Raw genomic sequence first — 25,053 nt, 5'->3', positions numbered from 1 at the left:
TCGACCCTCCTAAATGAGTGGGGATTTAGGGATATTACCCGAGAATACTTAAGCTTTTCTTAAGGGCAAAAAGAATTTAAGAGACAGAGAAGGTCATAAGTTCCGTATCTCTTCTTCCAAGGATTCCTCAAGGCTCCTCTCCCATTCCTCAACATCAAACTCGACTAACTCCGACTCCAGCTCTTCTTTTAGATGGGTAACCCTTCTCTTCAAGGTATTCTTAGTTTCTGCGTCATATCCAACATAGTATGGAGATCTCCTCTCCGCTATGTATAGTATCGCTAATATTATATTTGTAGCCAGAAGGATAATGATCAGAAAAGTGAGTGGGTTCATCTTTTACCCCCTCCAAATAAGGCTTTGAAAACTCTCTTTATTGGGCTCTCTGGTTCTGGAGGCTTGTATTTAACTCCCGCAAGCTTTGCGGCGAGCTGCTTATAGGCTATTGCTGCAGGAGACATTGGATTTTTGATAACTAATGGAATTCCATAAGCACTTGCCCTCTTCACTTCCGGGTCTTCGGGTATTACAGCAAGTACCGGGACTTCTAAGATGGCTTCAATATCCTCTCTGCTCAGTTCTGTTTTTTCGTTTGTTACCCTGTTCAGTACAGCCCCCAGTGGAAGGGTTCCAAGCTTTTCTGCTACAAGTTTCGTTTTAAGGGAGTCTGTAATTGCGGAAATCTCCGGGTTTGTTACCAAAATGAGTTCCTTTCCTATGAGCAGAGCGGTGATTGAGGTCATCTCAAGACCAGCAGGAGCATCGATTAAAACAAAATCCGCCATTGATGAGATCTCCCTTATGAGCTCTTTTAATCTCTCTGGATTCTTTACCTTCTTTATTTTTTCAAGGCTTAGTCCACCGGGAATAACTTTAACACCCGCTGGTCCTTCGTAGATGGCGTCCTTGAGCTCTGCTTCTCCCGAGAGAACGTCGTGGAGGGTTATTGGAATATCCTCCATACCGAGGATTAAGCTCAGATTTGCCATTGTAATATCTGCGTCTATAACTATGACCTCCTTTCCAAACTGTGCCAAAGCGACACCAACGTTCGCCAGTGTTGTGGTTTTACCCGTGCCACCTTTTCCAGAGGCAAAAACAATAGACCTCCCCAATTTGATTCCCCCCTCTTTAACTTCAATGTACGAAATTTGTAATCGATGCATCTGACTCATATGTTGATGTCTGGCTTTTTATAGTTAACTCTAAATAAAAAATCAAAGGGCAGTTAAAAAGGCTACTCATTTTGCCCCTCTAACTTTTTCTTTGCGACTTCAGCTGTATCAGAGAGGCTCTTGAATAGCTTCAACATCTCCATCGGAAGTGTTAGAACTATAACATTGCTCTTGTCTCCTGCTACGTCGCTTATTGTCTGCAAAGTCCTGAGCTGGAGTGCCATTGGGTGCTCGGAGATAATTTCTGCAGCTTCTCTAAGCTTTTCTGCAGCCTGTCTTTCTGCCTCAGCAAGTGTAATTCTTGCTCTCCTTTCTCTCTCTGCTTCTGCTTGTCTTGCCATTGCCCTCTGCATTCCAGCCGGAAGCTCAACGTCCTTAATCTCCACAGCTGTAACTTTTATTCCCCACGGATCGGTGGCTTCATCAATTATCCTCTGCAGTTCTCTGTTGAGCTTTTCCCTCTCGCTAAGAAGCTCATCCAAGTGCGCTTGACCAATTACACTTCTCAGAGTTGTCTGGGAAATCTGAGAGGTTGCCATGATAAAGTTCTTAACCTGAGTAACGGCTTTTACCGGGTCGACCACTCTAAAGTAAACAACGGCATTAACCCTGACAGGCACGTTGTCCTTTGTTATTGTTTCTTGAACTGGAACGTCTAAAACCTGAGTTCTCAAATCAACTATCACGGCCTTTTCGAATACTGGGATTATGAAGAACAATCCCGGTCCTCTGGCTCCGACAACCCTACCAAGCCTGAAGATCACTGCCCTCTCGTATTCCTTCACTATCCTTATGGCCGAGGCCAAAAACACCAAAATAAAAACCAAAACAATAACATACACAATCCACTCAAAGGCCATTCTACTTCACCTCATTAATATTTTCCTTTTCAAGCTTTTTTTCTTTTTCCCTAACCACGATAAGTTTGAGCCCATCCATCCCAACAACCTTAACTTCCTCCCCAACATTTATTGTTTCACCATCTCTGCTTCTTGCCCTCCAAAGCTCTCCTCTCACTTTTATCATCCCTTCTGGAACTAAAGGTTCCACCACTTCCCCTGAAAGGCCTATCATCTCTTCCTTCCCTGTTTGTGCTTTTCTTCTATGAGCCCTTATCACTGCAGCCATTCCAAAGGCGAAAAACAAGGAAAGCAGTGCGCCGATTGTTATTATTATCAATCTAATCTGGGAATAAACTTCCCTTGAAACCAGATAGTCCACTCCTCCACCCCCGCTGAAGAGCATTATGCTACCCAAAACAAACGTTATAAAGCCAGCAACGGTAAAGAGACCGAACGTGGGTGTTAATGCCTCTGCTATGAAGAATATAACTGCAAGGATTATAAGCAGCAAACCAGCGCTTCTGTAGCCGAAGTATCCAAGACCTATTATGGCTAGGACAATCATTATTGCTCCAGCCGTTTCTGGAACGTGCCACCCCGGACTCAGAAAGCCTAAAACAAGAGCCCATATGCCGAGTGTTAAGAGAACGTAAGCAACCGCTGGATCGGTTATGTAGGTTATCACCCTATCCTTTAAACTCGGTTCTAAATACCTAATCTCGGCTCCTTTAAGATCTAAAGTTACGTACTCTCCCCTTACGGGAACTTTAGTTTTCATGCCATCCGCTTTTTCCAAGAGTTCATCTACATCGTTTGCAATAACCTCAATCACTCCATACTTTAGGGCTTCTTCGGAATCTATGGCCAAATCCTCTGTTATGAACTTTTCTGCAACTGTCTCATTTCTTCCACTGGCCTTTGCAAGGCTTTTTATGTAGGAGACGTAGAAGTTAACGACCTTTGGGGGGGCCTCTATAATGCTTCCATTTTGAGAATAACCTAAAATAGGTCTGCATGCACCGATGCTTGTTCCGGGTGCCATGGCTATTAAATGTGAACCCAAGGCAATATATGTTCCAGCGGAGGCCGCCATAGCTCCAGGTGGATAAACGTAGGTTATAACGGGAACATCGGCGGATTTTATCCTCTCGATTATGTTTTGCATAGCATCAGCTCTACCGCCGGGAGTGTCAAGGAGAATTATTATTGCATTTGCGTTTGCCTTCTCTGCCTCGCTTATATACCTGTCGAACTGGTCGTAGGTGTAGGAAGTTATCTCACCTTTTATTTGGGCAACATAAACGGTTTTTGCTTCAGCTAACGCTGGGACCAAGAATATGAGCAGAAGCAGAGAGATAAGAATGATTTTTCTCATAACCACCACCTTGTGTAAATATGGCTCTTCAGCTTAATTAAGTTTTCTCAAGAAAAGTTAATAAGAATGGAACCCAAGATTACATGGGGGGGCATGAAAGAGGAGATGAGAAAGTTTAAACTATCCAAAGGAGAAGAGAAAATCAAGGCCGCTTGGAGCATAATTAGAAAGGTGGCCAAATACTCCCATACAGAACCTTACTGGGATTTCTTAAGAGAAAACTTTGGAATAAGGGAGAAAGACGTTAAGGAAATCATGCGTTTTCTGGAAGAGGTAGGGGAACTTGAAATTCACCGTTCCGTGGATGGAAAGAGGCTCTATGTATCCACGCTAAAGGATATAAAGGAAAACCCCGTTAAGCTGGACAGATGGTTGAAGTGATCGACCTCAAGAAGGTAGCCCACGAGATGATAAAAAACGGCACCTGGAAGTTTGAGAATGGAGTCTTCAAACAAGCGCTAGAGAATGGTGTAGTTGGTTTTGACGGAGAGAACTTCTATTTTCCAGAATATTTTTCACAAAAAGAGCGAAAAGATGCCAAAAGGAAGCTTGAATTCATTCTTGGCTTGGATATTGACCTTGAGAAGTTTTATTCAGAGATAGAGGACTCAAACTTTTCGTTCTTAATTGAGGAGTTTTATGGGTTAACCATACCAAGGGCACCGAACAAATATCAGGCCCTCGTGGAGGTAATAGCCCAGCAGCAGGTGAGCTTTGAATTTGCCATGAGAACAATTAACAACCTTGTAAAGCTCGCGGGGAGAAAGGTTGGAGACCTTTACCTCTTCCCAAAGCCGGAGGACATCTTAAACCTAAGTGACGAAGAGCTCAAAGAGACCAAGCTCGGCTATAGGACAGCTTACATAAAATCCCTTACAGAAGAGTACGTCAAGGGGAACTTAAGCTTGGATCTTGAGAAGCTCAACGAGGAGGAGGCGATAAAATACCTCACAAAATTCAGGGGCATTGGAAAATGGAGTGCCGAGCTCTTCTTGGCCTATGGCCTTGGGAAGAACACATATCCTGCGGGAGATTTGGGACTGAGGAGGGGAATAGCGAAGATATTTAATCTGAACCCCAGAGAGGTAAAAGAGAGGGATGTGAGAGAAATCATCGAGCCGTATGGAAAATGGAAGTCCCTGCTTGCTTTTTATATTCTCTGCTATGACAGGAAGACCGAGATGATGAAAAATGCCAATAGAAATAAAGGTAGAAGGAAAAAGATTTAGAAAACTAAAAGAACTGGATATCCTGGAACTGATAGAAAAGAACCTCGCCAAAGCTGAGAAAACCCTGCAGGCTGAGAGAGAGGCATTTCTCCTTGAGAAAAAGGCAAAGCTTGAAGAAAAGCTGAAGGAAATCGAGGATGAGTTGGAAGACCTTAGGGCTTTCTATGAAAAGGCTCTGAGGGATAAAGAGCTTATGATGAGCATTAGAGAAAAGCTGAGAAAGGAGAACGAGGAGCTTAAAAAGGAGCTGGAGGGGAAAAAACGTGAGAGTAATAATCAAACCTAAAAGGGGTCTTGGAAGAATTGAAGTTGAAGTCCCCAGTGAACTGGCAGAGAGGATAAAAAGACTCAGTAAGCGCTATAACGTTAGCGAGGGTAGAATCCTCGAAATAGTACTCTCCGAGAGCTTTAAAGAGCCAGAAGAGGACGTCGAAAGACTGGAAAATGAAGTCAGGGAGCTTGAGAAAAAAGTTGGTAAGCTTGAGAGGGAGTGGGCACCGTTAAGGTACAAAGCTTACGGAGTCAGTGAAGACAACAAGATTTTGGCTATTGAGCTTAACGCCCTTCTCGCAGAAAACTCCCAGTTGAAGCGCTTTTTAAGAAAGAAAATAGAGCGGAATCCGGAGCTAAGGGGGCTTATTCAGTACTATCTTCGCTAAGGAGTTTTTCCCAAACCCTTATAGCCTGCCATTTGTCAAGAAACTCGTTAAAAGTGCCGCACTTTGGCGAATAAACACACAGAGGGCAGCCATCTTTGCACTCGCACTTCTTCAGATGCTCGAAGCTCTTTTCCATGAGCTTTTCAGAGTTTTCATAGAGAATTTCCGCCAGTCCAAAGCCGCCTTCGTTTCCATCGTATATGAACACTACGGGCTTGCCCACAAAGGGAGGAGTTGGAAAACTTTCATAGCTATAACCACCGAGCTCCCTGCTGTCCACATAGGTGAAAATTGGGGCGATTTTAATCATGTTGTGCTCTATTGCATGAAGCCCACTCCCGATGCCATCTTTGCTGTCCACCATCTTCTTTACTGCAAAAGCGAGCTCTTCATCTTCAATCTTTGAATTTTTTAGGCTCTCTTTGATGTAGTTTCTTAGGTAGTGACTCGTTGCTCCCAAAAGTTCAGGAAAAAGATACTTCCTGTCCAAGCGCTCGTAAAGACTAAGGGCAATATCTTCATATCCCTTCTCCATAGCAATTTTAAAGAACTCCCCAAACTCCTCATTTGCAATCTCCCTAATCTTCTCTGGAAATACAAGCCAGATTCCATCGGTTTCAAACTCCCACGTGAAAGGCTCATCAAACTCAACCTTCGCAAACTTCTCCCAGCTAAGAATGCTCCACTCCTCATCAACCTCGGTACTCTCTTTGAGCTCCAGCATTGGAGAATAAAGCTCCCCCTTCAGAATCCCCTCTTCCTTGAGCTTCAACAACTCTTGAAGGTACAGAGGCGTATCTTTTCCTTTGACGGCAAACCCCCAATAATGGTGCTTTACCCTCAACCGACCGAGATATATCTCCACACCCTTGTACTCCTTTTTGTCATAGATCTTAAGAACCTCTACCTCTTCTCTCTTCGAGGGGAACGTATCAACTTCCCAGAACTTGTTGAGTGGAGAGGCGAAGATAAAATGAAACTTTCCAAGGCTCAGTTTGTCCTTTGCAATATAAAGCTCTCCCCTTGAGAAATACGCCATTCCCGGCAAGAGCGACCTGTAGTATTCAGGCTTATCTACTTCCTCTATTACATACCCCCTAAGCTTGAGCCAGTTTGTAAGTCGGATTAAGTCCCTTACACTGGACTTTTCCAGAAGTTTGTACCTTATCCAAGGCTCGTCAAGAATCAAAAAGTAGCTCTCATCGCTTGCCGTTCTTATAGAGGAGTAATTAAAAGCCGGCCTCAGGATGCGGATTTCCCTTTTACCCGTAATTGGATTATCGTAGAGCTTTGCTTTTTTCTCATCCACGAGGTCCATGGCGATCTCCTTCTCAAACTCGTTCAGCTCGTCCCAATCAAGAATCTTGAGCTCACTCAAGAGGTAGTGGAGGTGCTTTTTCACAACGAGTCGGTTTTTGAGGTTTATGGGCATGTACTCGATTATCCCTTTCTCAAGTTTTTCTACCAGCTCCTCAACGTGCTCCTTATAGTAATAGTCTAGGCCGTTTTTTCTTAAAACGATTGCATTTATGGCTTCCCTTTCCCGTTTTCTTCCTGCCCTTCCGAAGCGCTGGATAAGGGAGAACAGCCCATCAGGTGGTATTCCATAGTTTACAACGGCATCTAGGTCGCCTATGTCAATTCCAAGCTCCAGAGCGTTTGTTGTTAAAAGCACGAGAAGTTTTCCCTCCTTAAAGTCCCTCTCGATTTCCCAGCGGATATTCTTTGGAAGGGTGCCTTTATAGGTGGTTGTTCTGTAAACCGCTGGAGATGTCAAGAGGAATCGCATAAGCTTTTCAGTTCCCTTTCTCGAATCAAAGAAAACAAGGGTTTTAATTCCCTTCTCAGCCAGCTTTTCGACGATTGCCCTTAAAAGCTGCATCTCATTGAGCCTTCTTGGCTCGAACATCACGAGGTATCGTTTTGGAAAGGGGTTCGCAGGTTTTGTGATAGATTCAAAGGGCTTTCCAAAAAAGATTTCCGCAAACTCTTTTGGATTCCTCAGTGTTGCTGAGAGGGCTATTATTTGTAGTCTCCTTCCATATCTCTCCAGCGCCTTGAGAAGCCGTTTAAAAACATAAGCGGCGTTAGTTCCGAAAACACCTCTGTAAATGTGAAGTTCATCAACTACGAGGTACCTCACGTTTCTTAAAAGCCACTCGTAATCTTTTCTGTTCCTTAGAATGTTGTAGTGCAGCATATCCGGAGTCGTGAAAACAACCCTCGGCTTTTCTTTAATGAGCCTCCTCCTCTCGCTCCACTCAACATCGCCCGTTAGAATTCTTGCACTAACAATTTTTCCTGTAAGCTGGAAAAAGTGGAAGTTCTCAATGCTGAACTTTTCGTATTGGTTGTTTATTAATGCCCTCGTTGGATAGATGAGGAGATACGTGTCTTGGGGATTTGAGAGATAGTTGTCAAATATAGCCAGTCTAAAAATTTCGCTTTTGCCGGAGGCGGTTGGGGTTGTCACCACTATGTTCTCACCAGAATAGAGGGCTTTCAAGGCATCAACCTGATGCTTGTAAAGCTTAAAGCCCATTTCTTCAACTAACTTGTTCACTTCAGGGTTTTTAAACTCAAAAGAGCCGTATTTACCCCGCTTAGGCTTAAACTCCTTGATTGCTATAATCTCGCTTTTTAATCCCTCAAAGATGCCCAACATGACAAGAATAATTTTTGGTTTTTGGTTAAAGTACTTTTTGCCGAGATTGAAAACCTCAGGATATCCGGGGTCAAAACTATCGCCACTAAGCAATTTAAAGAATCTACTGTTGTTGTTAACCCCACTCCAAGAATATTTCGTAATAGTTTCTGCCGTTTTTGTCTAGATATGCATAATAAAGAACCTCATGGCCTTCCCACTTATTGATTTTGACTTCATAATGTGGCCTGTAATAGGATTTACTCTCTCTGTATGTCTCAGCGTTCCCTGTAAAGCACACTTGTACTCCTTCACCACCGCATACTGAGAGAGAAGTGCTAAAATAAACTCCTCCATTGTCTGTTGGTGCGTCAAAGCTTATAGCGAACTCATTTGCTCCTTCCCATGTATACTTGTCCCCCTTTCAAGGTTTGAGGGTATTCCTCCGCTGTAAGAGCCCGTAACTGTAGAATGAAAGTTTTTTATTCTTACTGGTATTAAGGTCCAAATGTCTCTGCACCATAGGGAGGTTATTTCGTTTTCAGTTATCTGGTAGAGAACATCAGAGGTTACCAGCCTAACATCACCATTGGAGGCAGTATAAGTTATCCATACGTCTTTGTCTTGAACCAAGGTGGGGCCACTACTCAGCCAACCGTTTGAATTCGGTCTTCCGCCCCATGTTTCCTGAGAAAAGCTCCCGTAGGTTACTCCATCGTTTCTTTCAATGACCCACTTAACGTCCACTCCAGGGATACTTCTTATTACGGCCGTTTTTATTCCATTCATCCTGACCGTGCCATGGTCTGTGACCGAAGCAGTCTGGACGTAATTTCCTTTTTTTGGCGGGTGCATAATGAAGGGGAACCTCTGCAGGGATTCTTACCAAGGGTTTTTTAGGCTCAAAACTTATCACTCGTGCACCCCAATAATTTTCATCTGCAACTATTACTAAGAGAGAGACTGGCCTGAACCTCGTCTTAAGGACACTCCCACTTTTTCCATTCTCTTGCACCCTCTCCACATATGTATCAACGGGAATTCTCTCTATTTTTACAGCCGGTGAGAGAAGAGAACCTGAGTACAAAGTCCTTGGATGCTCTTTGCTATAGTCCTGAACTATTACAACCGGATTATGGAGACTTTCATTAACCTTTATCTCAATGCTTGCAAGCCCCACAGGCTTTCCTTGGAGCCAGTTCAAATAAGCGCTGTAGAGGACATCTGAGTTTTCAGGGGATACTCCATGAGCTGTGGGAATACCCACAAATACCACCAAAACAATGATAAAAACATTTTGATGCAGTTAAACTATTAACTTTAGCCATTAAACCTATCCTGCAATGTTTTATCATAATAACCTCCTTTGAAAATTCATTGCCGTGTATTTCCCGCATTCTCTCTGAACTTCAGGTTTCTTCTTCCAAACCCCTCAAACCCTCGAAACCAAACATCACACCAATAATTAATAGAATGCTCAAACAAAGAAACAACGGTCAAAAATGAACAACCCAACAAGTAGAGACCAAGTCTTCAACAACTTTTTAAAGGCATTCCAGAAGTGGTAATCGGTGAGGCTTATGAGGATCGCGGTCATCGATTACGACAAGTGTAATCCCGACAAGTGCGGTCATTTCCTGTGTGAGAGAGTATGTCCAGTAAATAGAATGGGTGGAGAAGCTATAATCATCGACGAGGATAAGTATAAGCCAATAATTCAAGAGGCAAGCTGTACCGGATGTGGGATATGCGTCCACAAATGTCCCTTCAATGCTATAACGATAGTTAACCTCCCAGAGGAGCTGGAGGAAGGGTGTGTACACAGATACGGAGTTAACGGCTTTGCCCTCTACAGATTACCAGTGCTCAAGGAAGGAATGGTAGTTGGTATCCTAGGCCCAAACGGTACCGGTAAGACCACTGCCGTTAGAATACTATCTGGAGAAATGATTCCTAACCTCTGCGGTTCCAACGATAGCTGGGACAACGTCATAAGGATGTTCAGGGGGAATGAGCTCCAGAACTACTTTGAAAAGCTCAAAGATGGCAACATAAAGAAGGTAGTTAAACCCCAGTACGTTGACTTAATCCCCAAGGTCGTTAAAGGGAAGGTGAGAGACCTCCTTCAGAAGGCAGATGAAAAGGGTATTCTGGAGAAGCTTGTTGAAGAGCTTGAGCTCTCAAACATCTTAGACAGGGAAATTCAACATTTGAGCGGTGGTGAATTGCAAAGGGTAGCTATAGCGGCAGCCATGGCGAGGGATGCCGATTTCTATTTCTTTGACGAGCCCTCAAGCTATCTTGACATAAGGCAGAGGCTTAAAGTTGCAAGGGCAATTAGAAAACTTGCAGAAGAAGGGAAATCCGTTATGGTCGTTGAGCACGATTTGGCCGTTCTTGACTATTTGAGCGACATCATCCACATAGTTTACGGCAGGCCCGGGGCATATGGTATCTTTTCAATGCCCAAAGGAACCAGAGTCGGTATAAACGCCTTCCTGGAGGGCTATCTCCCCGAAGAAAATGTAAGGTTCAGGCCTTATCAGATAAGGTTCACAAAGCTCAGCGAGAGGCACAGCCAAGCTGGAGATATTCTTGTGGAGTATCCAAGACTGGTCAAAGACTATGGAGGCTTTAGGCTTGAAGCAGATGGGGGAGAACTGTACAGGGGAGAGGTTGTGAGCATAGTAGGGCCTAATGGCATAGGTAAGACAACTTTCGTAAAAATGCTGGCTGGAGTTGAAGAACCGACGGAAGGAAAAGTGGAGTGGGAGCTAAAAGTAAGCTACAAGCCCCAGTATATAAAAGCCGACTATGATGGGACAGTTTATGAGCTCTTAAGCAAGATTGACGCGGCAAAGCTCATGAGCAACTTTTACAAAACCGAGCTCCTCAATCCCCTGGGAATTCCAGAACTCTACGATAGAGCCGTAAACGACCTAAGCGGTGGTGAATTGCAAAGGGTGGCAATAGCTGCCTGTCTGTTAAGGGATGCCGATTTATACCTCCTCGACGAGCCCTCCGCCTATCTCGACGTCGAGCAGAGGTTGGCGGTTTCGAGGGCCATAAGGCATTTAATGGAAAAGAACGAGAAAACCGCACTCGTGGTTGAACACGATGTGCTGATGATAGACTACATAAGCGACCGCATAATGGTCTTCGAGGGTGAACCCAGTAAGCACGGCAGGGCTCTGCCTCCAATGGGAATGAGGGAAGGGATGAACAGATTTTTAGCAAACGTGGGCATAACCTTCAGAAGAGACCCGGACACGGGAAGGCCGAGGGCAAATAAAGAAGGAAGCGTCAAGGACAGAGAACAGAAAGAGATAGGGGAGTACTACTACGTGAGTGAATAGCCGAAGATTCTTTGTATCACGTTTAGCTTTTCCTTTTTCGGGTTTTCTTTCTTTTTTTGTCCATATTTTGATTTTTAGCCTCTAAGGTTGCTCTGGATGTTTTTAGTAACTGAAGGTTATTATCAGACAAAGAGTTATGATATTTTGAGGTTTTTGTAACGAAATTTTTTCGGGTTTTTGGGCCGGGGATTTCCGGCACTTCTTTTGTATCCCCTCCCAGTGGAAGTTTGACCTTTTCGGATTTAATGCTTTTTTGTGGTTTTGTTTTGGGTTTGGGCTTTTGTCCTTCCCCCGGAAGTCTTGTGAACATTTTTGTGCATGGGGGAATTTGAAGGTTTTCGTTTGCGGAACAAGCCTAAACTCTTAGTTGGTCATTGGAATCGGAGGCTTTGAAATGCTGTTTTATTGACCCTTTGACGAAAAGCTTATAAGATTCAAGCCATCTAATTACTTTGCAAGGAATTTCAAGGAAAATTCACCCCTGTTCCAATAAGACTTCAAAAGAATTGAAAGGCACAGGAGGAACAGAAAGCACGGTTTAAGATAGGCTTGAGGTTCCAATAAGACTTCAAAAGAATTGAAAGTGGAGCGGCACGTTCAAGGTTCCAATCGTTACGACCTCGTTCCAATAAGACTTCAAAAGAATTGAAAGGCCTCCTTTTTTTGTTTGTTCCCGCCGGAAAGCCCGTTGTTCCAATAAGACTTCAAAAGAACTGAAAGGTCACTCCCCTTTCTCCCCCATCACCCATTCTTTTATAAAGTTCCAATAAGACTTCAAAAGAATTGAAAGCTTAAAACCTCAGCACTTGAAAACGCTGGGTTTTTAAACTCCAACTCTTCTACTCTACCATATATCAAAGGAGGGTGAGAGAATGGACAAGGTCTATCTCACGTGGTGGCAGGTTGATAGGGCGATCTTCTCACTTGCTGATAGTTTAAGAGGATACAAGCCTGATGTTATCGTTGGAGTCTCGAGGGGTGGACTTATCCCGGCGGTAAGGCTCAGTCACATTTTAGGAGATGTTGAGTTCAAGGTAATCGACGTAAAGTTCTACAAGGGTATTGACGAAAGGGGAGAAAAGCCCACGATAACGATCCCGCTCCACGGGGACTTAAAAGGAAAGAAAGTCGTAGTAGTGGATGATGTCAGCGATACAGGAAAGACTCTGCAGGTTGTTATCGAGGAAGTAAAGAAGAAAGGTGCAAAAGATATCAAAGTGGCATGCTTGGCAATGAAGCCGTGGACTTCAGTTGTGCCTGATTTTTACGTTTTCAGAACAGACAAGTGGATAGTTTTCCCATGGGAAGAGTTCCCAGTGGTGGTTAGAGAATGAGGGCGTTCATAGCGATTGATATTAACGACGAAGTTAGACAAAAACTCATAGAGGCGCAGGAGAAAATCGAAAAAACAAAATCTGCAAAAATCAAATTTGTTGAGCCGGAAAACCTCCATCTTACTCTAAAGTTTTTGGGAGAGATAACCGAGGAGCAGGCAGAGGATATCAAAAAACTCTTAGAAGGAATAGCCAAAAAGCACAAGAAGCACAGGGTAAAAGTTAAGGGCATAGGAGTGTTCCCGAACTACAACTACGTCAGAGTTATCTGGGCTGGAGTGGAGAACGATGGAGAGATAAGGAAAATGGCAAAGGAAATAGACAACGCTCTTTTCAAACTTGGCTTTAAGCGAGAGGAGGACTTTGTTTCCCACATAACAATAGGAAGGGTAAAATTCGTGAAGGACAAGGTTGAGCTCATGCTGGCATTGAAGGAACTTTCTAACGAAGAGTTCGGCGAGTTTGAGGTAGGTGCAATAGAGCTCAAGAAGAGCACCTTAACACCAAAGGGGCCCATTTATGAAACCCTCGCAAGATTTGAGCTGAAGGATTAGGTGAAGCATTGATGGAGCTTTTGATGGAAGTTCTGGACAAAATAAAGCCCTCAGAAGAGGAAAGGGCCTTAGTCAATGCTGTAACACGGGAAATAGTGGAGATAGCAGAGGAAGAAATAGTGAAAAAGGACTTAGAGGTTATCCCTCGTTTGGTGGGCTCAATAGCGAAGGACACCTACCTATCAGGAGACCACGATGTGGATCTTTTTTTGGCATTTCCTCCTGAAGTTCCACTTGAGGAGCTGAGGAAAATAGGGCTAGAGCTGGGGAAGGCCATTGGGGAGAGACTTGAGAGTTACGAAATAGCCTACGCTGAGCATCCCTATGTAAGGGCTTTTTACAAGGGTTTTGATGTGGACATTGTACCTTGCTACAATGTGAAAAGCTGGAGAGAGGTAAAGACTGCCGTTGATAGATCCCTACTCCACACAGAGTGGGTGATAAAGCACTTAGACGGGAGAAACGATGAAGTAAGGCTTCTCAAGAAGTTTCTGAAAGGGATAAATGCATATGGCAGTGAGGTTTATGTTAGAGGCTTTTCCGGCTATTTAACGGAGCTTTTGATAATAAAATACGGTTCCTTTATGAACCTGCTTGAGAGTGTTGGGTTTCTTGCAAGGAGCAAGATAATAGACCTTGGGGGATGGTTAAAGAAGGAGCCGGAAATAGCGTACAAAACTGTGGAAAGAGAAAGGGAAAGTCCCTTGATTGTTATAGACCCCGTCGATCCCAGAAGAAACGTTGCCTCCTCTCTTAGCTGGGAAAAGTTTGGAGTGTTTTATTTTAAAGCGAAAGAGTTCGTCGAAAGGCCGGGGATTGAGTTTTTCTTTCCATCAAAAGCAAAAACTGGTGATTATAAGGCTTTGCTCAAGAAAAAAGGCACAAATCTGGTTACTCTCCTCTTTCCAAAGCCCGAGCTCGTGGATGATATTCTCCTTCCCCAGCTTGAGAGAAGTGCGAAGGGGTTTGAGAAGAGCCTGAAAAGGGAAGGTTTTGAAGTTTTTGACCTGAACTGGGGGTATACTGAGAGGGCCTTTATCATGCTTGAAGTCGATAGGGTGGAGAGGTCAAGGGTAATTTTAAAACCCGGGCCGGAGTTCTTGAGCGAGAGGGCGATTGATTTTTATTCAAAGAACCAAAAAGTCTGGATAAGGGGAAAGAGGCTCTATTCCGAGAAAGAGGTTAAGGAGAGCATAGTGGACGTCATCAAAGACCTTCTCATCAAAAACCAGGTTGCCCTCGGCAAAAACCTGAGTGGAGTTATAAAAAATGCAGAAATTTTAATCAACTTCGTTCCTCCAGAACTTGAGGAAGAGGCTTATCTCTTTCTCAGCAAAGAAAAATGGAACATAAAGGGCTAAACCCTGGCCCTATGCTCGCACCATTCCTTGTTTTCCCAGTTTCCGTGCATTTCTCCGGAGATATGCCCCGTATCTGCCACTGCTTTTTTCATATCATATAGAACCTCAAGGGCGTTTCTTATGTCCTCTGGGAGGTCTTCTTTTCCAACGTAGAGGGCTGCCCTTGTTATTACATTGTAATCGCAGTTTGGAACCTCACTTTTTAGGCTATCGAACCAAGCCTTTTCGCTTGTCTCCCATCCCTCAAGCCCGGGCATCTTGAAGAGCTCATAGTCGTAGTAGAGCTGGGGGAAAGCAAGAAGCTTCATGTATTCGAGGAGAATGTAGTTGGCTCTCTCATGCATGTTCTCGTCAATATAAACCTTCATGAGCTCTATAAGTGCCTTGCTGATCGCGGAGACGTTCTCAAATGTTACCCTTGTGTCGATGTTCTCCCAGAACCGGGGATCTGAGTGGTTGGCGAGCAGCATTATGTAGTATATCCTTCCCAACCTTAAAGCAAGCGTTGGATCAAGGTCTTTAAGCGGTTCCATTATGTATTCCACCGTTGTATCCATCTCAAAGTATTCGTAGTGTTCTCTAAAGAATATTCTCGCATATCTCGCCAGAAATTCCTTTATATCTTCTATGCTTGCCTCTGGGAGGTACCTGTGGATCAGATCAATAACACCAAAGCGTATGCTTCTATTTAGCTCCCTGAACAGCTTTGTGAAGGCATACTTCCAAAGCTGTGAAACCTTCTTCCCTTTGTAGACACGGTTAATTACCCTGCCGTCTTCTCTTCTCATGCCGAGCCATCTGATGTCACCTGTCCTTCCGTCTGTGCTGAGATCGTAATAATCACTCCAGCTCGAGTAGTCCTTGACGTTGATTCTAAAGTGCTCACTGCACTCTCCTTCTAACCTTTTGAACTCCCCATTTCTCTTCTTTCTAATGAACTCCACTGCGTTTATTGTTTCAACTCCTTTTTCCTCAAGTTTTGAAAGCCAAGTGATGAACTTGTCCAGCTGCTGTGGGTTGCTCAGCAAAGCCTCAAGATCGCTTGCGAGGTAAACCAAATAGGGAATCTCAGAGTTCTCTTTGAAAACATCTATTCTACCTTCTACAACAGCCCTCACAAGGCCATCAACGTCAAGTGTGTTGAAGGCAAAAGCATCGCTCAGCTGGTGATCCCTTCCAAAGACGTATCCTATTTTATCGTCGCACTTGTAGGTGTTGCAGGAGAACTTTGCTTGGGGAAAGTGAAGGCCAACAAACTGCCGCTCGTCCAGAAGGAACACTATCTCTTTTTGGGTCGACTCAGCTACGATTTTGGCAGTTTCTTTAGTGATAACGTTCTCGGGAAGCCAGTACCCAACAACGTCCCTGTCTTTGATAAAGGGTTCATAGAAATCGAAGGAGATTCTCGCAAGGATTTCCTGCTCAAAAGTACTTAGATGAGGCATTATTGGATGAAAAGGTGTTGTTGGAACCGGTTCCACTTTGTTCTTGAGCAGATCGACTATTTCCGCGTATATCTTTGGTTTATATCTCAGGATCATGTAAAGTGTGAAGGGCTCAAAATCAACACTTATACACCCAGATTTTAGAGATCCTAAGGCATCGCTTGTGTATTCGTATGCTTTAATAACGGTTCTTGTCCAGTTTCTGGCTTTTACCTCTATATCCCTTATTTTTAGGGACACCGGACTTAATCGCTCTGAATATTTTATCGGATCCCACCCGGAACCATCGTGAATATATATGATATCGCCGGGCTGGTAAGCATGAAAATGATATCCAAACTTCTGGTACATTGTATCACCCCAAAGGTTTAAAGTCGAGAGGAGTATTAAGGGTTGCGGTGGTTTTATGGAAAAGCTAAAACCACATCTGGAGGATATAAATCGGAAGGCAAGTTATGCAGAAGAGCTTTATGGGGTTAGAATAAGGTACGTCCCCCTTATAACAGAGGAGAGGACAATCGTATTTGACAGACAAAGCTGGAAAATAAAGGTTTTGGAGGAGGGAAGGTACCTTTCTACGGATGAGATTGAAAAGCTTGAAGAGAAAATCTTGGAGAACATCAAAAAAGGCTTGGTGGAACTTTACCTGACGCTCACTTTTGGAGAAGATGTTGGACTGGGAGAGGGCTAGCCTCCGTAAACTACCGGGAGAACCTTTAAGGTATCTCCATCGCTTAGTGGGTGGTCTTTTGAAACTTTTCTTTCATTCAAAATTAAATGGTGCTCCGAATCACTTATTTTCAAAATTTTGAGGACATCCCCGATAGTTGTTCCATCTTCAACCTCCAGCTCAACCTCCGCACCATATTTTAGAGCAAGCTCACCATAGAGCCTAACCTTTATCCTCATTTCTTAACTCCTCCAGGAAATGCTTAAACTTTAGATATATCTCCTCAGGGGCTTCTTTTAGGGGAGAGCTCTTTATTTTGGGCTCTTCCAGGCCTATAATCATTTTTTCAAAGAACTCGATGGCATTTTCTAATGCCTCCTCTTCAGTAGATCCCGGAGGGATGTCGTTGTCAAAGTAATACCAGCTATCGTTTTCTTTATCGTATAAAGCCAGGCTCGGGAACCATTCTCCACATTCTCCCCCTATGCTGAGCTCAATCATGAGCTTGTCGTTTTCAAGGAACCCCTGCTTAAGCTTTTCACGCCACATTAACTTCACCAGAAAAAGGGTAAAGATAAGAGCTTAAAAACTTTCAGCACTTCTCAAATTCAACCTTTGTTGGGGTTGGATTTGCCAAATTATCGCTAACTGGACAGCGTTCCTCAACTTGTTCGAGCCACTTCTTGAGGGTCTCTTCATCAGCATCAGTTTTCACTTTAATTTTGGCCTTGATCTCTTTGTAGCCAGCTCTTTGAGTTCCTTTGCCGTAGAGTTTTTCGGGATTGAAAACTCCTTCAACTTCAACACTCAGATCTTCAATTTCCATCCCCATGTCTTTGGCTACAAGGGTTGCGACGATATTTAAACATCCTGCAAGGGCTGCGAGGGTGTAATCTAACGGGCTTGGGGCTTCCCCGCCGAGTTTGTCTATTGTAATCTCAAAATTCCCGGCTTTGACCTTCATTTTTGTTGGAGAAATTCTCTCCCCTATAACTTTGATTGTCATGTCTTTATAGTCTACCATAACACTCACCGCATATTTTTTGACAATAAAGCCTTAAAAAGTTCATCAAAACCAAAAGTTTGAAAGAAAAGGTTAAAGGTTTAAGCGCTTTTTGATTCTCTTAACTTCCCTCTTTGCCTCGCTTAAGCCGAGTTCTTCAAGAACTTCCTCTTTTGGAATTCCATTCTCGTCGTAGCCAATTTCCTCGTAGTACTGTCTGACCTTTGATTTTATCTCCTCTCTGCTGGGAGCTTTTCCTCTAACGGGGCCACTTGGTAGTGGTTCGTAGAATCTTGGTGGATTGTCATCGTCTTTTCTTGGATCCCAGTATACGTCTGGCCCGCCAAGGAGTAAAAGTATTCTCTGGAGATGGATTATCCTCAAGCCGACTTCATTAAACCACTGCTCTGGGGTTATGTCAAATCCCGTTAAGGCGTTTCCAAACTCAAGGATTCTCTCAAATCCGGGCCTTGTGACAAACATACACACAACAGCTGAGTCATAGAAGGCATTTACCATTTCTCCCTCGTAGCTCTTTGCTGGAAGGCCAGCAGTTGAGGTGTGGTCTCCCCCTTGGACTGATACTGCATAGCTTATGTCTTTTGTGTAGTCAAGCTCACTCCTTATTCCATGGGCTCCTACTCCGATTCCCTTCACGTGAACTGCATATTTTGTTGCATCCACTCCCTTCATCTCGGAAATCCTTAATGCTGCTCTGTAGGTTCCCTCTGCAAGTATTTCTCCTATCCCCTCTTTCTCTGCTATTAGCTGTAAAAGCTTTGCAAATGCCTTTTCATCACCCCAGTTGAGCTCAAATCCTATGTCTTCCTTTGTGAGGATCCCCCTCTGGTAAAGCTCCGCTGCAAATCCCATGGTGTTTCCGGCGTTTATCCCATCCAAGCCGAGTTCGTCCACAAGGTATGAGAGGTAAACGATCTTCTCAGGCTCGAATATTCCAAGGTTGGTTCCCATATACGCTTGGAGCTCGTAGTCAGGTGCATCCGTTATTGAGCCCTTGTATTCGCCATAACGGAGGTAGGAGATTTTCATACAGTTCACTGGACAGCCGTAGTCTGCCCAGTACTTCTTTATCCATGCCCTATTTTCGAAGTTAACGACACTTATCTCCTCGTTGTTGTGATATTCCTCCTGCCAGTTTCTTATCGGCTCGCTTGAGCGGTCATGCCCTACACTATAGCCCCCAGCCCCGGTGCCCCATTCCCTAAATGTGGTCATTGAGAAGAGCTCCTTCCAGAACTCTCTGAGGAGGGATTTCATTTTTTCTTTGTCGTAAACTTCTGGAAGGGATTTGCTTCCCTTTACAACTATCGCTTTGAGGTTCTTGCTCCCCATAACAGCTCCATAGCCACCGTAACCTGCGGCATGCATGAGCTTTGTCATTATTGCAGCAAAGCGAACTTTATTCTCTCCTCCTTTGCCTATGTACATCATTGCGGGCTCTTTGGGGATCCCTTTCAGCATTTCCTTTTTTCTTATCTCTTCGTGCACTTCCTTTAAGAGGGTTTTATGAAGCTCAATGCCTCCCATGCCCCAGTACTTAGATGCATCCCTTATCTCTACGGTATCGTTGTAAACGAAGAGGTAGACGGGTGTTTTTGCCTTTCCTCTGACTATAATCCCATCGTATCCCGATGCCTTGAGCTCTAATCCCACCTCACTGCTTAAAACACTCCCCACAATACCATTGCTCTCCGGGGATTTAGAAACAACAGCGGTTTTCATGCCCGGGTAGTAACCGGTTAGAGGTCCGTTTAGGATTAGAAGAATGTTTTCTTCGCCAAGGGGATCGACGCTCTCCCACCTGTCTCCAAGCTCTTTCCAGAGGAGGTAAGTTCCAAGCCCTCTTCCCCCGTAGAACTTCCTTAGAGTTTCTTCCTCAAGCTCAACTTCCTTAATCTCTTCCCTTGTTAAGTCAACATCAAGGAGCTTCCCAGTGTATGCATACATTTTACTCACCCCAGGAACTCTTCTCCAAAGATCTTTTTCGCTATCTCAGAGCTCTTTTCCACGGGATCCTTTGCAAATGTCTTGAAGATAGGCCTGTAGTTTCCTGTGACAATCTTTAGGGCATCGTGCCCGGCCTCATGGCAAACTTCAACACACTTCGGATTTCCACCGCAGAGGTCGCATATGACAACGCTTCCTTTACCAGCTGGAATTCTCGGGACATCCCCGGGGCAAGCTGTTATACAAGCCCCGCACTCTATGCACTTCGCTTCATCGACAAGCACTGCCCCTGTCTTTTCATCAACACTAAGGGCCTTTGTAGGGCAGGCATTTACACATGGATAGTCCGGGCATTGAACACATGTGTGTGGAACGTTAACACCGGGCAAAAGCTCAAAGACCCTGATTCTTGATGCCTCTGGCCATATGATTCCTTCGTGTTCAAGGGAACAGGCAACTTCACACAGCCTGCAACCGCTGCACCTATCGGGAGTTATCAGAATCCATATCCGCTCAACGCTCTCCTTTTGGACTTCATAAGCTTCTTCCTCACCCATGGTATCACCAAAAATGACACGCCTTCATTTTATATAAGGGTTACGAAAATTAGAACGCTTAAACCTATGTCTAAAGGAAAACGCTTAAAAAGTAAGGGAATTTAGATTGGAGCATGAAAAGGGCGGAGCTAATTCTTCTTGGGATTACGGTCATATGGGGCTTCACGTTTCCGGCGATGAAAGTTAGCCTTTCTTATCTTCCTCCAGTCCTATTTTTGGCTTACCGTTTTGGAATAGCTTCTCTTCTCATGCTCTTTGCTTTTAGAAAGAAAGCCATAAAGAGCGAAACCTTCTTTGAAGGGTTTATTTTGGGGGCAACCCTCTTTTTTGGGCATGGTTTTCAGATAGTGGGTTTAAAATACACCTCCGCATCTAACTCCGCTTTTATAACTTCCCTTTATGTGGTTTTTACGCCCTTTATAGCTTATTTTCTTCTAGGTGATAAGCTGAAGGCAAGGGATTTTCTGTCCTTGAGTGTTGCCATAGCTGGTTTGTATCTAATCTCAGGAGCGAGCTTAAGTTTTAACTATGGCGATCTGTTGACGGTTCTTTGTGCAATCTCATTTGCATTCCAGATAGTCCTCGTCCAGAAATTTGGGGAGAAAGACTATCCCAGCCTTGCCTTTTGGCAGATATTTTGGAACTTTGTGTTTTCGACAATTTATGCCTTGATTTTTGAGGGATTTGCACTTCCGGTAGGGATAACTCCGTGGCTTGGCATTATTTACACGGGAGTCTTTGCAACGGTAATTGCTTTCACTCTTCAGGTAAAGTATCAGAAAGAAACGAAAGCCCATAAAGCAGCCTTAATATACTCCGCTGAACCAATTTTTGGGCATATATCAGCGTTTTTGACTATCGGGGAAGTCCTGAGCTTGAGAGGTTATCTGGGTGCCCTGTTGATTTTGGCTGCGATCTGGAATGAAATAAGAAATGAAAGCCATTAGAGAGTCGGTTGGGGATTCATGTCTGTGGAAAATGCTGGATTTTTGCTTTCTTGTGTAAGGCCAACCTCCAAGGCCACCCTGACCCTTTCAATGTCAACAAGGGTGTTTATGCACCCCGCTCTCAATAGAGGCACGGCTTGAAGCGGAATCTTCAAAATGGAAAGCTTCTCACTGGCTTCTGCAAGCTCAGGCCAGCATGCTATTCCCAATGCAGCCTTTATTTCTCCTTTAGGGACCTTCTCCTTTAATATCTTCTTTACCAAACTCCCACCCGGGACTATGTAGAACTGCTTGTAGCCAAGCCCTTCACCATACTCAATTATACTCCCAATTGAACACTTTCCACACTTTGTGCATTTCCACCCATATTCGCCAAACTCTGCGGGGCATTCTTTTACATTCCTTAAACACTGGGGGATGAAAACAGCCCTCTTTTCAACAGGCACCTTTGCAAAGTCTTCTTTGTACGCTTTGTTCTTTATCTCCACGTATATTTGATCCGTAAGCTCCTCATCCTCGCTTATTAAAGAGAGCGCCATTCTTACTGCATTTCTAGTGCTGAGATCAGCTCCAGCCGATGCCAGCTTTGCGATTATGTTGTCAATCCCCATCCTTTCACCTCTTGAGGTTGAATGATGGAAAGTTATAAATCTTTGGGATTAAGTGAGAACTCTTTTTAGGATTTTAAGCTCCCTTTTTTCCCAGGCTTCCTCCTCAATTACCAGAATTAGAACCCCGTTGTATAAAATTGTGAAATCCTTTAGAGAAGCGAGGAATTTTACGAGGGCTTCAAAACCGTTGTAAGTTTTCAAGTATTCCGGACAGTCTATAACGATTATTCCCTCAAATCCCTTCTCCTTTGCCTCTTTTAGATATCTAACTGCCATATCAACAATTTTTGCCAGATCAGTGGGGAATATGGAACTTCTTTCCCCCGTGGTCGTTATGAAGAAAGCATTCCATCCCCCGGGGACATGCAGGTCTCTAATAAATGCCAATACCGGCACTTTTTCGAGCTTCTCTTTTATTGTATTGTACTCCTCGGGCCCGATTATCATCACTCCCGGCTTAAGATACATCTCAACTGGGGGCCTCTCAATCCTTATGAACTCTTCAGTAAAGACGAATTTTATCATGACGTATGCAGATAGAATGCTAAATATTGCTCCGAGGACAAACCCTATTGGAGCGAACCACTCAACAAGTCTCAAAACAGGATAATCAAGCTCGTGGAGACCGTAGAGTGTGATAATCCCTCCTAAATATAATGCCTTGCTGTCATAGAGCTCTCTGAGAGAGAGTATCATAAGTCCGGAAGATGTTATGAAGAGAGCTGAAACCGCATAGGGCAGACCTAGAAGTGTAAACCAGTCAGAGGAGTGACCTAAATTGCCTATTAAAATGCCATATAGGCTTGTTATGACGGGAATTACCGACAGGACTCCTACTTCCATGTTTGCGATTCCCTTTTCTTCCAGCAGAAGGACTGCACCATAGAATAGGAACATCGCCCAGAATGCCTCTGATAATGAAACAATGTACATGTTTCCGGTTATGTCGGAAAGTATTGAAGAAGCAGCAGCCATCCAAGAGAGAGACCAACAGAGAGCGGGCTTTCGCTTGTGTTTCCAGTAAATGTAAGCGAGAAATAGGGCTCCGGCTATTTTTGCAGAGAGACTGGATATCTGTCCTAGGAGTAGCAGTGCGTGGTTCATATAGCCCCCTTACTATTTAGGTCTCCCACCTATATAACCTCTTTGCCTCATCCATAATTCTTAAAACCCCTAAAGGGAGTTTCTGTTGGTGACGAGACAAACGTTAAAGAGAAAATTGCAAAGCTGGGACATATCCCATGATTTCATCCAAAGAAAAGGACATTCGCTGGCTATCCTCTCTGGGAGAGGATGAACCATGAGATAAACTTAGCCCCCAAGGATGTTCTTTTGGAAGAAAGGGTATTGGAGAGGCTTAAAGAACTTAAAAAGCATTTCTGGTGCTTAGAGGAAAGAGATATAAAGAACCCCGAGAAGGAAGAGAGCCAATCCGGGAATCAGCATCGCCCTGTAAACTTTTCCCAGGTCGGCTTTGTAGTATTCTGCAGAGAAAACTAAGCACAGGTGGACTGGACTGAAGAGCATCCCCATGTAGCCGCTCAAGTACGCGAGTGCAATTTTATCAAAGCTACCAAAAAACGGTGCTAGCAACGGAAAGGTCATTCCCACATAAGCGAAACTTATACCGGTCATCAATCCAACTAAAAAGGGAGTCAAAACTATTACTGCCATTATTGGGAGGTTTAGCTCTAGGATAATCCCCGGGAGGGCTTCAACGGCCCCTGTAACTTCAAGAAGCTTTTTAAAGTACATGACCGATAGAAGGAGGAATATTATCTTTGGCTGGAGGGCATATCTTATAACCTCCTCTTTGTTTACTCTCTTAAAATGGGGTATAAGCGCTGACAAAAAGCCGATAAATGCCCCATAAACCATGTCGTAGCCGAGAACTATTGATATAAGGATGATCACAATTATCGGATACGTGCTCTTAAGAAACAGCTTCAGTCCCTCTTTTATGTTTCCCCTCTCATCATCTGCTGATTTTATAGGCCTAAGGAAGAAAAGATACCCAATTATGGCCATGAGTATTGTTAATGGAAACATCTTGCTGCTGAATTCTCTTACAGAGATGCTTAGAATTGCCGAGGCGATTATTATCGCCTGATACATTGGCCAGGAGTGCTCCCATATATGCCTGAACCAGTAGTTAATGAGGGTCTTTTTCTCCGGAGAGATATTGAGCTTGTCAGCCACGGTCTCTATCATGGGGGCCGAAACAAGGGCTCCGGCGGGCATCGGCATTAGCCCTATTAATGCTGGAAGTGCGGCTAAAGAATATTTCTCACATGGAAACAGCTCCTTAGCTGCTCTCTCCATTATTTTGAGGTATCCGATTTGGGAAAAGATGCTCGTTAGGGCCATTATAAAGGCTATAATCAGAATGAGCCTTAAGGTTTGCCACTCGGTGGAGGATGTGTAAAGGGAGAACAGAAGGTCCTTTGGTTTCAATCCAAAGAGAACTCCCAATAAGAGAGAACCCAAAAATATGGATACTCCTACATTCACCTTCAGTCTTATGAACCCTATTATAATTCCAAAGGAAAGCAAAAGGTAGAGGAGTTCATTCATTGTTTTCACCACTGTATTAATGTGTAGATATGTATCTTATTGGGACTTATAAGATTATCCCCAAGGTTTTATGATATCACTTGGTGATTTTGCTGAATGGATTGCTTTTGCATGGTCATGGGTATTCTGGATGCCTGAAGTTTTATGGAATTATCGCCTGTACCTTGCGCCATTTGGTCCCTCTGTTGCTGCTTTTGTCCTCACTTACCTGAATGGGGAGAAAGAAGGAGTGTTAAAGTTACTTAAAAAAGGGATAGACTACAGATTTCCAAAGGTATGGTACCTCCCCATTTTTCTGTTAATGCCTTTTATTACAGGTGTTTCCCTTTTGCTACTCATGTGGAGTGGAGAAAACCCCTCTGAACTGAGTGTGCTATCCAAGCCTTGATTGATTCTGGGAAATTTTGCATATATGCTCTTTCTAGGAGGCCCTCTTCAAGAGGAATTTGGTTGGAGAGGGTATGCATCGCCCCGTCTTCAAGCAAATCACAGTGCACTTGTCTCCAGTGTGATAATCGGGGTATTATGGGCCTTTTGGCATTTGCCTTTGAATTTTATGTCCGATAAAGCAGGACCCCAGTACGAAGCTGCTTTGTCAATGTTCCTTGCTCCGCTACCGCGGCAGTGCTGATGATACCCAGGAGAATGGTTCGGAGAAAAGAGGTTAAAGAGAGTTTCATGTAAAATCAGAAATATCTGGGGAAAGCTCCGTTTCCCCTCTATTTCACAAGCGTTTAGCTGGTTTTGAA

30 protein-coding genes and 1 CRISPR repeat array are annotated in these 25,053 nt (G+C 43.9%); of the genes, 12 read left to right on the top strand and 18 right to left on the bottom strand.

All coding sequences use genetic code 11. The annotated features are described in order from the left end of the window. Positions 1–93: 93 nt before the first annotated feature. The 4 genes from ADU37_RS03320 to ADU37_RS03305 form a co-directional block, all read right to left on the bottom strand. Entirely contained in the window at positions 94–336 is a 243-nt protein-coding gene (locus ADU37_RS03320) for a hypothetical protein (RefSeq protein WP_058946288.1), read from the bottom strand. Continuing rightward, positions 333–1,166, bottom strand: coding sequence for a cell division ATPase MinD (gene minD / locus ADU37_RS03315; protein WP_058946287.1), 834 nt, complete (start codon positions 1,164–1,166; stop codon positions 333–335). The genes ADU37_RS03320 and minD overlap by 4 nt, the downstream gene beginning before the upstream one ends. A 71-nt stretch (positions 1,167–1,237) precedes the next feature. After that, positions 1,238–2,035, bottom strand: coding sequence for a slipin family protein (locus ADU37_RS03310; protein ID WP_058946286.1), 798 nt, complete (start codon positions 2,033–2,035; stop codon positions 1,238–1,240). A 1-nt stretch (position 2,036) separates the two neighbouring features. Then, positions 2,037–3,392 carry a nodulation protein NfeD gene (locus tag ADU37_RS03305; protein ID WP_058946285.1) on the bottom strand — a complete coding sequence of 452 codons (1,356 nt, stop codon included), beginning with the start codon at positions 3,390–3,392 and terminating at the stop codon, positions 2,037–2,039. 93 nt (positions 3,393–3,485) lie between these two features. Here ADU37_RS03305 and ADU37_RS03300 point away from each other — a divergent pair, with 93 nt between their 5' ends. The 4 genes from ADU37_RS03300 to ADU37_RS03285 are packed head-to-tail and all read left to right on the top strand — an operon-like array spanning position 3,486 to position 5,280. Beyond that, on the top strand, positions 3,486–3,773 hold the full coding sequence (locus ADU37_RS03300; RefSeq protein ID WP_058946284.1) for a hypothetical protein: 288 nt from the start codon (positions 3,486–3,488) through the stop codon (positions 3,771–3,773). Further along, positions 3,761–4,621, top strand: coding sequence for a DNA-3-methyladenine glycosylase (locus tag ADU37_RS03295; protein ID WP_203226260.1), 861 nt, complete (start codon positions 3,761–3,763; stop codon positions 4,619–4,621). Before ADU37_RS03300 ends, ADU37_RS03295 begins: the two co-directional genes overlap by 13 nt. Further along, positions 4,584–4,907 carry a hypothetical protein gene (locus ADU37_RS03290; RefSeq protein ID WP_058946283.1) on the top strand — a complete coding sequence of 108 codons (324 nt, stop codon included), beginning with the start codon at positions 4,584–4,586 and terminating at the stop codon, positions 4,905–4,907. Before ADU37_RS03295 ends, ADU37_RS03290 begins: the two co-directional genes overlap by 38 nt. Beyond that, positions 4,885–5,280: a hypothetical protein gene (locus tag ADU37_RS03285; RefSeq protein WP_058946282.1), complete on the top strand. Its 396-nt coding sequence runs from the start codon at positions 4,885–4,887 to the stop codon at positions 5,278–5,280. Before ADU37_RS03290 ends, ADU37_RS03285 begins: the two co-directional genes overlap by 23 nt. On the opposite strand, the gene ADU37_RS03280 is transcribed toward ADU37_RS03285, so the two are convergent. The 4 genes from ADU37_RS03280 to ADU37_RS11570 all read right to left on the bottom strand — a co-directional run bounded on the left by ADU37_RS03280 (position 5,258) and on the right by ADU37_RS11570 (position 9,203). After that, positions 5,258–7,945, bottom strand: coding sequence for a DEAD/DEAH box helicase (locus ADU37_RS03280; protein ID WP_058947610.1), 2,688 nt, complete (start codon positions 7,943–7,945; stop codon positions 5,258–5,260). The genes ADU37_RS03285 and ADU37_RS03280 overlap by 23 nt on opposite strands. Positions 7,946–8,107: 162 nt before the next feature. Then, positions 8,108–8,242 (bottom strand): hypothetical protein, encoded by a 135-nt coding sequence (locus tag ADU37_RS11750; RefSeq protein WP_255357529.1) that lies wholly within the window; start codon positions 8,240–8,242, stop codon positions 8,108–8,110. Between the two features lie 60 nt (positions 8,243–8,302). Then, positions 8,303–8,671 (bottom strand): hypothetical protein, encoded by a 369-nt coding sequence (locus ADU37_RS11575; RefSeq protein WP_058946281.1) that lies wholly within the window; start codon positions 8,669–8,671, stop codon positions 8,303–8,305. Further along, positions 8,661–9,203, bottom strand: coding sequence for a hypothetical protein (locus ADU37_RS11570; RefSeq protein WP_238981990.1), 543 nt, complete (start codon positions 9,201–9,203; stop codon positions 8,661–8,663). Before ADU37_RS11570 ends, ADU37_RS11575 begins: the two co-directional genes overlap by 11 nt. A 301-nt stretch (positions 9,204–9,504) precedes the next feature. Here ADU37_RS11570 and ADU37_RS03265 point away from each other — a divergent pair, with 301 nt between their 5' ends. Beyond that, entirely contained in the window at positions 9,505–11,280 is a 1,776-nt protein-coding gene (locus ADU37_RS03265; protein ID WP_058946279.1) for a ribosome biogenesis/translation initiation ATPase RLI, read from the top strand. Positions 11,281–11,302: 22 nt separating this feature from the next. Here the strand turns inward: ADU37_RS03265 and ADU37_RS03260 are convergent, their stop codons facing one another. Then, positions 11,303–11,590, bottom strand: coding sequence for a hypothetical protein (locus ADU37_RS03260; RefSeq protein ID WP_058946278.1), 288 nt, complete (start codon positions 11,588–11,590; stop codon positions 11,303–11,305). Positions 11,591–11,763: 173 nt separating this feature from the next. Next, a CRISPR array of direct repeats spans positions 11,764–12,070; the repeat unit is 30 nt; unit sequence GTTCCAATAAGACTTCAAAAGAATTGAAAG. Between the two features lie 82 nt (positions 12,071–12,152). Here ADU37_RS03260 and ADU37_RS03255 point away from each other — a divergent pair. The 3 genes from ADU37_RS03255 to cca are packed head-to-tail and all read left to right on the top strand — an operon-like array spanning position 12,153 to position 14,529. Next, positions 12,153–12,614: a phosphoribosyltransferase gene (locus tag ADU37_RS03255; protein WP_058946277.1), complete on the top strand. Its 462-nt coding sequence runs from the start codon at positions 12,153–12,155 to the stop codon at positions 12,612–12,614. Next, the gene (gene thpR / locus ADU37_RS03250; protein WP_058946276.1) at positions 12,611–13,168 is read left to right on the top strand and encodes an RNA 2',3'-cyclic phosphodiesterase; all 558 of its coding nucleotides are present in this window, start codon (positions 12,611–12,613) and stop codon (positions 13,166–13,168) included. Before ADU37_RS03255 ends, thpR begins: the two co-directional genes overlap by 4 nt. An 11-nt stretch (positions 13,169–13,179) precedes the next feature. Beyond that, positions 13,180–14,529 (top strand): CCA tRNA nucleotidyltransferase, encoded by a 1,350-nt coding sequence (cca, locus tag ADU37_RS03245; protein WP_058946275.1) that lies wholly within the window; start codon positions 13,180–13,182, stop codon positions 14,527–14,529. Here cca and ADU37_RS03240 read toward each other — a convergent pair. After that, a complete protein-coding gene (locus ADU37_RS03240; protein ID WP_058946274.1) occupies positions 14,526–16,325 on the bottom strand; it encodes a glycoside hydrolase in 1,800 nt (599 codons plus the stop codon). The genes cca and ADU37_RS03240 overlap by 4 nt on opposite strands. Positions 16,326–16,380: 55 nt before the next feature. Here ADU37_RS03240 and ADU37_RS03235 point away from each other — a divergent pair, with 55 nt between their 5' ends. Further along, positions 16,381–16,665 (top strand): hypothetical protein, encoded by a 285-nt coding sequence (locus tag ADU37_RS03235; RefSeq protein ID WP_058946273.1) that lies wholly within the window; start codon positions 16,381–16,383, stop codon positions 16,663–16,665. On the opposite strand, the gene ADU37_RS03230 is transcribed toward ADU37_RS03235, so the two are convergent. The 5 genes from ADU37_RS03230 to ADU37_RS03210 form a co-directional block, all read right to left on the bottom strand. Beyond that, on the bottom strand, positions 16,662–16,883 hold the full coding sequence (locus tag ADU37_RS03230; protein ID WP_058946272.1) for a MoaD/ThiS family protein: 222 nt from the start codon (positions 16,881–16,883) through the stop codon (positions 16,662–16,664). The genes ADU37_RS03235 and ADU37_RS03230 overlap by 4 nt on opposite strands. Then, the gene (locus ADU37_RS03225; RefSeq protein WP_058946271.1) at positions 16,867–17,193 is read right to left on the bottom strand and encodes a hypothetical protein; all 327 of its coding nucleotides are present in this window, start codon (positions 17,191–17,193) and stop codon (positions 16,867–16,869) included. Before ADU37_RS03225 ends, ADU37_RS03230 begins: the two co-directional genes overlap by 17 nt. 43 nt (positions 17,194–17,236) lie before the next feature. Next, positions 17,237–17,668, bottom strand: coding sequence for an OsmC family protein (locus ADU37_RS03220; protein ID WP_058946270.1), 432 nt, complete (start codon positions 17,666–17,668; stop codon positions 17,237–17,239). Between the two features lie 72 nt (positions 17,669–17,740). Further along, positions 17,741–19,615, bottom strand: a complete 1,875-nt coding sequence (locus ADU37_RS03215; RefSeq protein WP_058946269.1) for an aldehyde ferredoxin oxidoreductase family protein — start codon at positions 19,613–19,615, stop codon at positions 17,741–17,743. 5 nt (positions 19,616–19,620) lie between these two features. After that, positions 19,621–20,172 carry a 4Fe-4S dicluster domain-containing protein gene (locus tag ADU37_RS03210; RefSeq protein ID WP_058946268.1) on the bottom strand — a complete coding sequence of 184 codons (552 nt, stop codon included), beginning with the start codon at positions 20,170–20,172 and terminating at the stop codon, positions 19,621–19,623. 113 nt (positions 20,173–20,285) lie between these two features. Here ADU37_RS03210 and ADU37_RS03205 point away from each other — a divergent pair, with 113 nt between their 5' ends. Then, positions 20,286–21,119 (top strand): DMT family transporter, encoded by an 834-nt coding sequence (locus ADU37_RS03205; RefSeq protein ID WP_058946267.1) that lies wholly within the window; start codon positions 20,286–20,288, stop codon positions 21,117–21,119. Here ADU37_RS03205 and ADU37_RS03200 read toward each other — a convergent pair. From ADU37_RS03200 to ADU37_RS03190, 3 genes are all read right to left on the bottom strand, one after another. Next, a complete protein-coding gene (locus ADU37_RS03200; protein WP_058946266.1) occupies positions 21,116–21,730 on the bottom strand; it encodes a DUF116 domain-containing protein in 615 nt (204 codons plus the stop codon). The two genes, ADU37_RS03205 and ADU37_RS03200, sit on opposite strands and share 4 nt — an antisense overlap. Before the next feature lie 48 nt (positions 21,731–21,778). Continuing rightward, positions 21,779–22,834 (bottom strand): DUF835 domain-containing protein, encoded by a 1,056-nt coding sequence (locus ADU37_RS03195; protein ID WP_058946265.1) that lies wholly within the window; start codon positions 22,832–22,834, stop codon positions 21,779–21,781. A 282-nt stretch (positions 22,835–23,116) separates the two neighbouring features. Further along, positions 23,117–24,304 carry a TIGR00529 family membrane protein gene (locus tag ADU37_RS03190; RefSeq protein ID WP_058946264.1) on the bottom strand — a complete coding sequence of 396 codons (1,188 nt, stop codon included), beginning with the start codon at positions 24,302–24,304 and terminating at the stop codon, positions 23,117–23,119. Positions 24,305–24,434: 130 nt separating this feature from the next. On the opposite strand from ADU37_RS03190, the gene ADU37_RS03185 reads away from it, so the two are divergent. Together ADU37_RS03185 and ADU37_RS11865 are read left to right on the top strand one after the other, a co-directional pair. Continuing rightward, complete coding sequence (locus ADU37_RS03185; protein WP_058946263.1) at positions 24,435–24,692, top strand: hypothetical protein; 258 nt, start codon at positions 24,435–24,437, stop codon at positions 24,690–24,692. Positions 24,693–24,716: 24 nt separating this feature from the next. After that, positions 24,717–24,935, top strand: a complete 219-nt coding sequence (locus ADU37_RS11865; protein ID WP_082663009.1) for a CPBP family intramembrane glutamic endopeptidase — start codon at positions 24,717–24,719, stop codon at positions 24,933–24,935. Positions 24,936–25,053 lie beyond the last annotated feature (118 nt).

Origin of the sequence: Thermococcus sp. 2319x1 (assembly GCF_001484685.1) — an archaeon.
Classification (GTDB): Archaea; Methanobacteriota_B; Thermococci; order Thermococcales; family Thermococcaceae; genus Thermococcus_A.
Note: the sequence above shows the minus strand (reverse complement) of the source record. Positions and strands in the feature narration are given on the sequence as shown.

What these genes read in the sequence shown, in the direction of transcription:
- cca (WP_058946275.1), top strand. Translation starts at nt 13,180, where the DNA reads ATGGAGCTTTTGATGGAAGTTCTGGACAAAATAAAGCCCTCAGAAGAG.
- ADU37_RS03255 (WP_058946277.1), top strand. Translation starts at nt 12,153, where the DNA reads ATGGACAAGGTCTATCTCACGTGGTGGCAGGTTGATAGGGCGATCTTC.
- thpR (WP_058946276.1), top strand. Translation starts at nt 12,611, where the DNA reads ATGAGGGCGTTCATAGCGATTGATATTAACGACGAAGTTAGACAAAAA.
- ADU37_RS03295 (WP_203226260.1), top strand. Translation starts at nt 3,761, where the DNA reads ATGGTTGAAGTGATCGACCTCAAGAAGGTAGCCCACGAGATGATAAAA.
- ADU37_RS03310 (WP_058946286.1), bottom strand. Translation starts at nt 2,035, where the DNA reads ATGGCCTTTGAGTGGATTGTGTATGTTATTGTTTTGGTTTTTATTTTG.
- ADU37_RS03220 (WP_058946270.1), bottom strand. Translation starts at nt 17,668, where the DNA reads ATGGTAGACTATAAAGACATGACAATCAAAGTTATAGGGGAGAGAATT.
- ADU37_RS03290 (WP_058946283.1), top strand. Translation starts at nt 4,584, where the DNA reads ATGCCAATAGAAATAAAGGTAGAAGGAAAAAGATTTAGAAAACTAAAA.
- ADU37_RS03230 (WP_058946272.1), bottom strand. Translation starts at nt 16,883, where the DNA reads ATGAGGATAAAGGTTAGGCTCTATGGTGAGCTTGCTCTAAAATATGGT.
- ADU37_RS03320 (WP_058946288.1), bottom strand. Translation starts at nt 336, where the DNA reads ATGAACCCACTCACTTTTCTGATCATTATCCTTCTGGCTACAAATATA.
- ADU37_RS03215 (WP_058946269.1), bottom strand. Translation starts at nt 19,615, where the DNA reads ATGTATGCATACACTGGGAAGCTCCTTGATGTTGACTTAACAAGGGAA.
- ADU37_RS03260 (WP_058946278.1), bottom strand. Translation starts at nt 11,590, where the DNA reads ATGTTCACAAGACTTCCGGGGGAAGGACAAAAGCCCAAACCCAAAACA.
- ADU37_RS03240 (WP_058946274.1), bottom strand. Translation starts at nt 16,325, where the DNA reads ATGTACCAGAAGTTTGGATATCATTTTCATGCTTACCAGCCCGGCGAT.
- ADU37_RS03205 (WP_058946267.1), top strand. Translation starts at nt 20,286, where the DNA reads ATGAAAAGGGCGGAGCTAATTCTTCTTGGGATTACGGTCATATGGGGC.
- ADU37_RS03280 (WP_058947610.1), bottom strand. Translation starts at nt 7,945, where the DNA reads ATGTTGGGCATCTTTGAGGGATTAAAAAGCGAGATTATAGCAATCAAG.
- minD (WP_058946287.1), bottom strand. Translation starts at nt 1,166, where the DNA reads ATGCATCGATTACAAATTTCGTACATTGAAGTTAAAGAGGGGGGAATC.
- ADU37_RS03185 (WP_058946263.1), top strand. Translation starts at nt 24,435, where the DNA reads ATGCCTGAAGTTTTATGGAATTATCGCCTGTACCTTGCGCCATTTGGT.
- ADU37_RS11865 (WP_082663009.1), top strand. Translation starts at nt 24,717, where the DNA reads ATGCTCTTTCTAGGAGGCCCTCTTCAAGAGGAATTTGGTTGGAGAGGG.
- ADU37_RS03235 (WP_058946273.1), top strand. Translation starts at nt 16,381, where the DNA reads ATGGAAAAGCTAAAACCACATCTGGAGGATATAAATCGGAAGGCAAGT.
- ADU37_RS03305 (WP_058946285.1), bottom strand. Translation starts at nt 3,392, where the DNA reads ATGAGAAAAATCATTCTTATCTCTCTGCTTCTGCTCATATTCTTGGTC.
- ADU37_RS03265 (WP_058946279.1), top strand. Translation starts at nt 9,505, where the DNA reads ATGAGGATCGCGGTCATCGATTACGACAAGTGTAATCCCGACAAGTGC.
- ADU37_RS03210 (WP_058946268.1), bottom strand. Translation starts at nt 20,172, where the DNA reads ATGGGTGAGGAAGAAGCTTATGAAGTCCAAAAGGAGAGCGTTGAGCGG.
- ADU37_RS03195 (WP_058946265.1), bottom strand. Translation starts at nt 22,834, where the DNA reads ATGAACCACGCACTGCTACTCCTAGGACAGATATCCAGTCTCTCTGCA.
- ADU37_RS03225 (WP_058946271.1), bottom strand. Translation starts at nt 17,193, where the DNA reads ATGTGGCGTGAAAAGCTTAAGCAGGGGTTCCTTGAAAACGACAAGCTC.
- ADU37_RS03200 (WP_058946266.1), bottom strand. Translation starts at nt 21,730, where the DNA reads ATGGGGATTGACAACATAATCGCAAAGCTGGCATCGGCTGGAGCTGAT.
- ADU37_RS03300 (WP_058946284.1), top strand. Translation starts at nt 3,486, where the DNA reads ATGAAAGAGGAGATGAGAAAGTTTAAACTATCCAAAGGAGAAGAGAAA.
- ADU37_RS03190 (WP_058946264.1), bottom strand. Translation starts at nt 24,304, where the DNA reads ATGAATGAACTCCTCTACCTTTTGCTTTCCTTTGGAATTATAATAGGG.